The organism is Bradyrhizobium sp. (assembly GCF_028868675.1).
Lineage (GTDB): Bacteria > Pseudomonadota > Alphaproteobacteria > Rhizobiales > Xanthobacteraceae > Bradyrhizobium.
In genome coordinates, this window is record NZ_JAGWUA010000186.1 from 1 (window position 1) to 9422 (window position 9422).

Annotated in this window: 9 protein-coding genes and 1 pseudogene; 1 reads left to right on the forward strand and 9 read right to left on the reverse strand. The window is 66.1% G+C overall.

What is annotated here, in order from left to right:
• The 9 genes and pseudogenes from KGM94_RS20145 to KGM94_RS20185 all read right to left on the reverse strand — a co-directional run.
• Positions 1-127, reverse strand: a pseudogene (locus tag KGM94_RS20145) (phosphate transport system regulatory protein PhoU); the annotation flags it as partial.
• An 11-nt stretch (positions 128-138) separates the two neighbouring features.
• Positions 139-960, reverse strand: coding sequence for a phosphate ABC transporter ATP-binding protein PstB (pstB, locus tag KGM94_RS20150; RefSeq protein WP_300263350.1), 822 nt, complete (start codon positions 958-960; stop codon positions 139-141).
• Entirely contained in the window at positions 957-1802 is an 846-nt protein-coding gene (gene pstA / locus KGM94_RS20155; protein ID WP_300263352.1) for a phosphate ABC transporter permease PstA, read from the reverse strand. The genes pstB and pstA overlap by 4 nt, the downstream gene beginning before the upstream one ends.
• 4 nt (positions 1803-1806) lie before the next feature.
• Entirely contained in the window at positions 1807-2796 is a 990-nt protein-coding gene (pstC, locus tag KGM94_RS20160; RefSeq protein WP_300263354.1) for a phosphate ABC transporter permease subunit PstC, read from the reverse strand.
• A gap of 181 nt (positions 2797-2977) precedes the next feature.
• Positions 2978-3988, reverse strand: a complete 1011-nt coding sequence (gene pstS / locus KGM94_RS20165) for a phosphate ABC transporter substrate-binding protein PstS (protein ID WP_300263356.1) — start codon at positions 3986-3988, stop codon at positions 2978-2980.
• A 142-nt stretch (positions 3989-4130) separates the two neighbouring features.
• The gene (locus KGM94_RS20170) at positions 4131-5429 is read right to left on the reverse strand and encodes an ATP-binding protein (RefSeq protein WP_300263358.1); all 1299 of its coding nucleotides are present in this window, start codon (positions 5427-5429) and stop codon (positions 4131-4133) included.
• A 29-nt stretch (positions 5430-5458) separates the two neighbouring features.
• A complete protein-coding gene (locus KGM94_RS20175) occupies positions 5459-6514 on the reverse strand; it encodes a lysylphosphatidylglycerol synthase domain-containing protein (RefSeq protein WP_300263360.1) in 1056 nt (351 codons plus the stop codon).
• Between the two features lie 299 nt (positions 6515-6813).
• Positions 6814-7119, reverse strand: coding sequence for a hypothetical protein (locus tag KGM94_RS20180; RefSeq protein ID WP_300263362.1), 306 nt, complete (start codon positions 7117-7119; stop codon positions 6814-6816).
• A 1-nt stretch (position 7120) separates the two neighbouring features.
• Entirely contained in the window at positions 7121-8512 is a 1392-nt protein-coding gene (locus KGM94_RS20185; protein WP_300263364.1) for an OmpA family protein, read from the reverse strand.
• A gap of 163 nt (positions 8513-8675) precedes the next feature.
• On the opposite strand from KGM94_RS20185, the gene KGM94_RS20190 reads away from it, so the two are divergent.
• A partial coding sequence (locus KGM94_RS20190) for a polysaccharide deacetylase family protein (protein WP_300263366.1) occupies positions 8676-9422 on the forward strand: 747 nt, incomplete at its 3' end.

Genomic DNA, 9422 nt, shown 5'->3' on the forward strand with positions numbered 1-9422 from the left:
CGCGGCGGATCAGCGCATCGACGGAATCGACGATCATGCGCTCGGCGAGGCCGCCCATTTCCGAGACCAGCCGGGTGAGCTCCTGCAGGTCCGAGTCGAAGGCCTTTACGGTGTGTTCAGAACCCATGTCTTGTCTCCTCAACCGAAGCGGCCGGTGATGTAGTCCTGCGTACGCCGGTCGGACGGCGACGTGAAGATCTTGCTGGTGTCGTCGAACTCGATCAGCTCGCCGAGATACATGAAGGCGGTCTTGTCGGAGACGCGCGCCGCCTGCTGCATGTTGTGGGTGACGATCGCGATGGTGTAGTTCTCGGACAATTCCTGGATCAGCTCCTCGACCTTGGCGGTCGAGATCGGGTCGAGCGCCGAGCACGGCTCGTCGAACAGGATCACCTCGGGCCGGACCGCGACGGTGCGGGCGATGCAGAGCCGCTGCTGCTGGCCGCCGGAGAGGCTGAGCCCCGAGGCGTTCAGCTTGTCCTTGACCTCGTTCCACAACGCGCCGCCGCGCAGCGCCTTCTCGACCCGGTCGTCCATCTCCGGTTTCGAGAGATTCTCATAGAGACGGATGCCGAAGGCGATGTTCTCGTAGATCGTCATCGGGAACGGCGTCGGCTTCTGGAACACCATGCCGACGCGGGCCCGCAGCAGATTGAGGTCGAGCCTGGGATCGAGGATGTCGGTCTGGTCGAGCGTCAGTTGCCCCGTGGCGCGTTGGCCCGGATAGAGATCGTACATCCGGTTGAAGATGCGCAGCAAGGTCGACTTTCCGCAGCCGGACGGGCCGATGAACGCGGTGACGCGATTAGCGCCGAGCGTCAGGTTGATGTTCTTCAGCGCATGGTGCTCGCCGTAATAGAAGTTGAGGTTGCGGGCCGTGACCTTGGCCGGGGCTTCCGGCAGGACGGCAGAGCCGGGATGACCGGCGATGCTACTCAGGGGAACGGACAGGTCCGTCATTTTGCGGTCCTCTCGGCGCCAAGGATGCGCGCGGTGATGTTGAGGGCGAGCACGGTCAGCGTGATCAGCAGCGCGCCGCTCCAGGCAAGCTGCTTCCAGTAGTCGTAGGGACTCTGCACGAAGTTGTTGATGGTCACCGGCAGGTTGGCCATGGTCTTGGTCAGGTCCAGGCTGAAGAACTGGTTCGAGAGCGCGGTGAACAGCAGCGGCGCGGTCTCGCCGGCGACGCGGGCGGTGGCGAGCAGCACGCCGGTGATGAGGCCGGGGCGCGCCGCGCGGTAGGCGATCCTCTTGATCACCAGGGAGCGCGGCAGTCCGAGCGCGCTCGCCGCCTCGCGCAGCGGGTTCGGCACCAGCAGCAGCATGTCTTCGGTGGTGCGCAGCACCACGGGGATGACGATCACCGCGAGCGCCAGGCAGCCGGCGATCGCCGAAAAGCCGCGCATCGGCACCACCACCGCGCCGTAGATGAACAGGCCGATGATGATGGAGGGCGCGGAAAGCAGGATGTCGTTGATGAAGCGGATCACCGAGGTCAGCCGGTCATGCCGGCCGTATTCGGCGAGATAGGTGCCGGCGAACAGGCCGAGCGGCGCGCCGACGCCGACGCCGATCAGGGTCATGATGAGCGAGCCGACGATGGCGTTGAGGAGGCCGCCGCTGGTCGATCCGGGCGGCGGGGTGCTCTGGATGAAGACCTGGAGGTTGAGCCCGGTCAGGCCGTTGTAGAGCAGCGTCGCCAGGATCAGCGCCAGCCAGGTGACGCCGAACGCGGCGGCGGCGACGCACAGCGCGCGAACGACGAGGTCCCGGCGGCGACGGCGCGAATAGATCGGGTTCATGGCGTCACGTCCCCATCTTCTTTTCCAGCCGCAGCAGCATCAGCCGCGCGGCCGCGAGCACGAAGAACGTCAGCACGAACAAGAGCAGCCCGAGCAGGATCAGGGCGGACTGGTGCAGGCCGTCGCTTTCAGCGAACTCGCTCGCGATCGCCGCCGAGATGGTCGTGCCGGGCGCGAAGATCGAGGTCGAGATGCGGAAGGAGTTGCCGATGATGAAGGTCACCGCCATGGTCTCGCCGAGCGCGCGGCCGAGCGCCAGCATGACGCCGCCGATCACGCCGACGCGGGTATAGGGAATGACCACGCTGCGAACCACTTCCCAGGTGGTGCAACCCAGTCCGTAGGCCGCCTCCTTCAGTACCGGCGGCACGGTCCTGAACACGTCGACCGAAATCGCGGTGATGAAGGGCAGCACCATGATGGCCAGGATCAGCGAGGCGTTGAACAGGCTGAGATAGGACGGTGGGCCGGCGAAGACCGCGCCCAGCACCGGCACCGAGCCGAACGTCTCGATCATGAAGGGCTGAAACGTATGGGCGAGGAACGGCCCGAGCACGAAGAAGCCCCACATGCCGTAGATGATCGAGGGAATGCCGGCGAGCAGCTCGACGGCAATCCCGATCGGCCGGCGCAGCCATTGCGGGCAGAGTTCGGTGAGGAAGATCGCGATGCCGAGGCCGACCGGGATCGCGATCAGCATGGCGATGAACGAGGTGACCAGCGTGCCGTAGATCGGCGACAGCGCGCCGAGCACGGGCGGATCCGCGGCCGGCGCCCAGCGCTGCGACCAGAGGAACGGCAGGCCGAAGGCCTTCGCCGCCGGCCAGGCGCCGACGACCAGGGAGATGATGATGCCGCCGAGGATCAGCAGCACCGAAATCGCGCTGAGGCGGGTGATCCAGTAGAAGATGACGTCGCCCAGCTTGAACGCGCTCAACGCCTGGGCGCGATCAAATGGTCCGGCGTCATCGACTGCGTCGCCCTGAATGGGCATCTCTGCCACGCGATCCCCCGTACCGACTCTATACTCGTTCTTGTGACACCGATCTCGTGCCCCGGATGCGACGCGAGCCGCGAAGCGGTGCGGCGCCGATCCGGGGCCCATGTCTCGCAGACTCGCACGCGAGTCCAGGCCCCGGCTCAGCGGCGCAGCACCGCGTCCAGGACAGGAGAGATCAGCTCTTGATGTCCGCGGCCCAGGTCTTCTCGATCTGCTGGATCACGGACTCCGGCATCGAGATGTAGTCGAGCTCTTCGGCCATCCTGGCGCCCTTCTCGAAGGAGAACTTGAAGAACTTGAGCGCGTCCTGCGTCGCCGCCTTGTCGGCCGAATCCTTGTGGATCAGGATGAAGGTCGAGGCGACGATCGGCCAGGACTTGTCGCCCGGCTGGTCGGTCAGGATCAGGTAGTAGCCCGGCGCATGCGACCAGTCGGCGTTGGAGGCCGCGGCCTGGAAGCCTTCGTTGGTCGGCTGCACCGCCTTGCCCGCCTTGTTGACGAGGCCGGTATAGATCAGCTTGTTCTGCTTGGCATAGGCATACTCGACATAGCCGATCGAGTTCCTGGTCTGGCCGACGTTGGCGGATACGCCCTCGTTGCCCTTGGCGCCCACGCCGGCCGCCCACTCGACCACCGTGCCGGAGCCGATCTTGGACTTCCAGTCCGCGCTCACCTTGGCCAGGTAGTCGGTGAAGTTGAAGGTCGTTCCCGAGGCGTCCGAGCGATGCACGACCGAGATCGCTGCCGAGGGCAGATTGACCTTCGGATTGAGCTTCTTGATCGCCGGATCGTCCCACTTGGTGATCCTGGCCTGGAAGATGTCGGCGAGCGTCTGGCCGTCGAGCATGATGTCGCCAGGCTTCACGCCGTCGATGTTCACCACCGGCACGATCGCGCCCATGATCATCGGCCACTGCGCGAGACCGACCTTCTCGAGCTGCTCGGCCTTCAGCGGCGCGTCGGTCGCGCCGAACGTCACGGTCCTGGCCTGCACCTGCTTGATGCCGGCGCCGGATCCGATCGACTGGTAGTTCACGACGCCGCCGGTGTCCTTCTTGTAGGCGTCCGCCCATTTGGAGAGGACCGGATAGATGAAGCTGGAGCCCGCTCCGGTGATATCGGCGGCATAGGCCGACGTCGATGCGGCGATGAGGCCCGCAGCGACGATGGTCTCGATGAAATTCATGACTGGTCTCCCTGACGGGAGCGAAGCGCCATTGCGCCCGATCGCGCTCCCGTGCCCGCTCGTTTAGGGGCGGTCGGTAGTGCTTTTACGAAGGTTTTGTAACGGCCGGATGACAGGTTCAACCGGTTGAAATCGCTGGATTTCAGGCGGCCGCCGGGATTCGGGGCTGGGGAAAACAGGCGGTGAAGGTGGCGCCCTCCCGGGGCTGACTTTCGATCAGAAGCCGGCCGCGATGACGGTTGAGAATGTGTTTCACCAGCGACAATCCGAGCCCCGTGCCACCCTGCGACCGGCTGTCGCCGATATCGACCCGGTAGAAGCGCTCGGTCAGCCGCGGCAGGTGCTCGGGCGCGATTCCGGGACCGAAGTCCCGCACCATGGCGCGGATCTCCTGGGTTCCGTCGCTGCCCGGTACCGTGATGAGCGAGACGATGACCCGCCCGCCCGAGGCACCATATTTCAGCGCGTTCTCGATCAGGTTCTCGAACAGCCGCAACAGCTCCTCGCGGTCGCCGGCGATCATCACCGGCGCCTCTGGCAGCTCGGTGTCGATCTCGACCTGGCGCTCGCGCGCGAGCGGCTCGAGCCCGTCGGCAACCTGGCGGATGATCGGCACGAGGTCGACGAGCGTATCGGGCCGCACATGCGCCGACAATTCGACGCGCGACAGCGACAGGAGGTCGTCGATCAGGCGCGCCATGCGGGTCGCCTGGGCGTGCATGATGCCGAGGAAGCGCTCGCGCGCCTTCGGATCGTCCTTGGCCTGCCCCTGCAGCGTGTCGATGAAGCCGGACAATGCGGCGAGCGGCGTGCGCAGCTCGTGGCTGGCGTTGGCGACGAAGTCGGCGCGCATCTCCTCGACCCGGCGCAGCGGGGTCTGGTCGTGGAACGTCATCAGCATGCACTTGTCGGTGCCGCCGAACAGCGTCGGCACCGGCACCGGGGTGACGATCAGCTCCATCCAGCGGTCGACCGGAACGTGATCGAGATAATCGGCGCGACGCGGCTCGGAGGTCGCGATCGCCTCGCGCAGCGCGGTGATGATCTCGGGCGAGCGCAGCGCGAACTGCGCGAGCTCGTTGCGGCGCAGCGCCGGCGCGAGCTCGGCCGCGGCGGCGTTGAGATGGAGGACGCGGCCGGCGCGGTCGAGCAGCACGGCCGGATCGGGCATGCCGGCGACCACGGCGGCGACCGCTGCGCTTTCGACCGGGTCGATGCGGCGGACATCGTCGCGTGAGGCGGCCGCATCGTGCAGCCGCCAGGGGATCAGCGCCGCGATCGCGATGCAGAGGAAGATCGTCAGCGCCCGCACCACCGACAGCTCTCCGAGCGAGACCACCACCGAGAGCGCCAGCGCGGCGGCGATCAGGATGATCGCTGCGCGGCGCAACCGGTCGGACCAGGGCTGGACCGCGGGAGAGGATGGGGCGTCTATCGCCATCGGAGCGGCGTCTCCACGGTGATCGCAGGTCAGGCGCCGGTGTCGCTGCGCTCTCTCACATAGGCTGCCTCGCGCGCCGGGCCGGGATCGAGCTCGAGCGCCGCCTGACGCAGGCGCTTCGATCGGGCGCCGATGATGACCTCTCGAAACGTCAGCAAGATTACGGAGATGACGAAGGGCGAAAGATAGTAGAGGACGCGGAACAGCAGCATCCCCGCCAAGAGTTCCTCCCGGTCCATCTGCCAGAGACCGACCAGCATGGCGGCGTCGAACACCCCGAGCCCGCCGGGCGAGTGGCTGGCAAAGCCGAGCAGCGTCGCCGAGACGAAGATCACCGCGACCACGACGAAGCCGAGATTGGGCTCGTCCGGCACCAGCACATACATCGCGAGCGCGCAGAAGCCGAGATCGACGATGCCGATCGCGATCTGCAGCAGCGTCAGCGCGCCGCCCGGGAGCACCACCGTCCAGGGGCCGCGGCCGACGACCCGCGGCTGGGTCCAGACCCAGACCACATAGGCGACGAGCGCGACGATGATGATCATCGCGAGCGCGCGGTTGAGCCAGGCCGGAAGCTGGTCGATCGAGGCGGCCGCCTCGGGATGGTAGGTGATGCCGAGCCCGAGCACCGCGGCGTTGCCGAGCCAGAAGGTCAGGCCGGCGAGAAAGCAGATCTTGGCGACGTCGATCGCGTTCAGGCCCCAGGCCGAATAGATGCGGTAACGCACCGCGCCGCCGGTGAAGACGCTGGCGCCGACATTGTGTCCGATCGAATAGCTGGTGAAGGCCGCCAGCGCGTTGATGCGGTAGGGCACGTGTTTGTGGCCGATCGCACGGGTCGCGAACAGGTCGTAGAATGTCAGGGTGAAATAGCCTGCCGCCACGAACAGCGCGGCCATCGCGATCTGGCGCGGCTCGGTGCTCTTGATGGCATCGAGCACCTCGTTGACGTCGATGCCACGCAGCATGTGGTAGAGCACATAGCAAGCAATGCCGATGACCGTAACGCTGATCACAACTCCAAGCTTATGCAGGATTTGCTTCTGGCGCAGAAACGACATCGCCCTGCGTATGGCTTCCAGCATCTAGACCTCGAACTACGCTCCAGCGGCCATGGCGGGCGGCAAGCCCCGGCCGCCGGCTCCGGCATCGCGCATGCCCCTCGCCCCTCTGGTAGCGCGTTTTGAGCCGGAGTGGAATTCGCCAATGTGAACAAAAACGCGTTTGTTCAATGTATTAGGAGAGCTGATGGGCGGTCCCTCGGACAGTTCGGCGGCGCTCGTTTGTAAAACCGCGAGTTTCAGGAATCTCGGGCTGCATCCTGCGCATGGCAGGTGAAGAATTGACGATTGCACCTCTTGATGAACAGGGCCTTCCGCTCGCGTCAGGAGGCCTCGGGTACCGGCTGCGTGCGTGAAACCACCCAGTGGCGCAGCCATGCCCCGATCGTGCAGCCGACGAGATAGCAGGCGAACATCACGAGGCCGAGGTCGAGCCAGTAGCCGAAGCGGCCCGGAACCACGCGGGCGGAAGCGGCGCCGACCAGCCCTGCAACCAGCAGCGCCAGCCAGCGCGCGACGACCTTCGAGGTCCCGTTTCCGCGCTGGACCACCGATATCCAGCCCATCGCCAGCCCCAAGAGCAGCGATCCGACCAGCCAGCCCCAATGGAACGACAACAGATACGGCATGTCACTTCACCAGAAATTCGATGCGGCGGTTTTGCGCCTTGCCTTCGTCGGTATCGTTGCCGGCAACGGGCTGCGTGCTGCCAAGGCCGACCGCCGTGAAGCGACCGGCGGGCAGACCTGCCTTCACGAGATAGTCGATCACCGCCTGTGCCCGCTTCTCCGACAGCGCCTGGTTGAAGGAATCCTCGCCGTCGGAATCGGTATGTCCGGCCACTTCGATGTCGGTGTTGGGACAACGCAGCGCCGTCTCGATGAGATGATCGAGCAGGCCCGCGGAGTCCGGATCGATGTTGGCGCGCCTGGTCTCGAAGCGGATTTTCCCCTTCGTCAGCACCTGCGCGAACAGCTGCTGGCACACGGTCCCATCGACCGGCCCGGCCGCGGGCTTCACCGTGATCTCGGGCTTGTACTGCCAGGTCTTGGGAAAATCCTTGCCGAGACCGGCGCGAATGTCGGCGGCGGCGCCGTCATAGAGTGCGTCGCCGGAGAGCTTCACCTCGCGGTCCGACACGACCAGCGTGCCGGTCGACAGCCGCGACAAGGCGCCGAGCGCTGCGACCACCGCTCCGCCGAACGAGGCCGGCGCGCCGATGCTGGCCTTGAGATTGTCCACGATCTTCTCACCGAAGAACTTTCGCGCCGCAGCCGTCGCGATCGCCGCGCGCACGCGGTCGTCCGGCACGTAGCCCGTCAACGTCACGGTCGCCGCGACCGGGTCCTTGTTGGCCTGGAAGACATAGGGCGGCGCCTTGATCTCGTTGGCGACCGAAAATCCCTCAGGCAGGTTCTTCAGCGCGTCGGCGATCGCTTCGCGGCCGCCGAGCTCGCGCGCCATGCCGGACAGGTGGATCGTGTTGTCGGAGACGGATATCTTGCCGTCCTTCAGCTTGCCGATCTGATCGACAAGCAACAGCGCGGCCGCCTCGAACCGCGGCGGCGCCCCGCGCGCCAGTCCCATCTGATCGGCGACCTCGACCCCGCCGAGATCCTTGCGGGCGGCTTCCACCAGCCTTCCCTTGACCGCCGGCAGCGGCGCGCTGCCGGACAGCGTCACCCTGACCACGTCCCGCTCGGCGTTCCAGACGAACGGCTTCGCCTCCGGAACCAGGCGGGTTCGGTCGTCGACCAGGCGCACGCCGGGCACGTTCTCCACCGCCACCACGGCGGCGCGCCGTCCCTCCTCCGAAAAGGCCTCGGCGGAGAATCCGACGTCGCGGCCGGCGACGGTGATCCTGGTCCTGTTGAGTACGGTGTCCTTGACGGCCGCGGCGGCGCGGGCGGACAGGTCGGTTTCAACGGGCACGGTGTTGGTCCAGGCCGCAATTCCCCACATGACGGCCAGGGGGATCAGCCCCGGCCACCATTTGCTGGCCCACCTGAAAACCTTCTGCATTCGGCGACTCGAACTCTGGAACCGGAGAGAAAACAAACCCTTGGCGGGCTGTCAAACCGGAAATGGCGACCCCTGCCATGCCTCGATTGAGCCATTGGACTAACAGTTTCTTCAACCGTTGACCCTAGGTTGAAGGCGGAATGCCAGGGGTCGCGAGCCGTTAATGAAACAATTACGCAATAACGTCATTCGCGCCGGACTGGAGGCACTCTATTTCAGCGGAGCGCACCATCTGCTGCGACCGCTGCTGGGCGGCGTGGGCGCCATTTTCATGCTGCACCAGGTGCGGCCGCCCCGCGAGTCGGAGTTCCATCCCAACCGCCATCTCGAAGTCAGTCCCGATTTCCTGCGCACGACCCTGCGGCATCTGCGCGCGCACGACATCGACATCATCGACATGGACGAGGTACACGAGCGGCTGCTCCAGGGCAGGTTCACCCGCCGCTTTGCCGCCTTCACCTTCGACGACGGCTATCGCGACAACCGCGACTTTGCGCTGCCCGTGCTGCGGGAGTTCGCCGCGCCGGCCACCATCTACGTCGTCAGCGATTTCGCCGGGGGCAGCGGACGGCTGTGGTGGCTCGCGCTCGAGGCCGTCATCGCCAGGTCGGAGCAGATCGACGTGCGGATCGGCAACGCCGCGCTTCGCCTCGACACTGCGACGACTCACGCCAAGCAGGCGGCGTACGACCGCCTGCACGACTGGCTGCACGGCCTGCCCGGCGAGCACGATCTGCAGCGCGAGATCGCAGCACTGTGCGCGCGGCACGGTGTCGACGTCGCCGCGCCGTGCCGCGAGCTCTGCCTGTCCTGGGACGAGCTGAAGGCGCTGGCGGACGATCCGCTGGTCACGATCGGCGCCCACAGCATCAGCCATTGCAATCTCGCCAGGCAGAGCGAGGAGATCGCC